Genomic DNA, 505 nt, shown 5'->3' on the forward strand with positions numbered 1-505 from the left:
GAAGAAAAGATGAACAAGATCTTCCAGACCATGAACAAATAAACGCATCAACATGGCCAACCGACTTGCCAGGTCAACACAGAGGAGAGGCTATCGTGCCGGATCACATTCTTGATAGCGGAGATTCCCCGGATCTCGAAGCACTGTTTGACAGCATTGCCAGCCAGCACAAAGAGGAAGAGGCTCCTGCCCCGGTGGCAGTGGCAGCCCAGCCCGATGCCGGCAGCGCCAATGACAATAACGAAGAGATGTACGAACAGATCGGCCAGATCACCCGCAAAATGCACAACGCCCTGCGTGACATGGGTTACGACAAGTCGCTGGAGCGGGTGGCCGATGCCATACCCGATGCCCGCGACCGGCTCAGCTATATTGCCTCGCTGACCAAGAGCGCGGCCGACCGTGTGCTCAATGCCATCGATGTCGCCCAGCCGCTGCAAGACCATCTGGGCAGCCACTCGAAAACCCTGTCGGAACGCTGGAACCTGCTCTATGCCAACCAGCT

At 57.2% G+C, this 505-nt stretch carries 1 protein-coding gene; it reads left to right on the plus strand.

Features of this window, described 5'->3' with window-relative positions; genetic code table 11:
- Positions 1–95 precede the first annotated feature (95 nt).
- The coding region (locus EAY64_RS20130) for a protein phosphatase CheZ (RefSeq protein ID WP_147456262.1) at positions 96–505 on the plus strand (410 nt) is incomplete at its 3' end.

The organism is Aquitalea palustris (assembly GCF_003693445.1).
Taxonomy (GTDB): Bacteria; Pseudomonadota; Gammaproteobacteria; order Burkholderiales; family Chromobacteriaceae; genus Aquitalea; species Aquitalea palustris.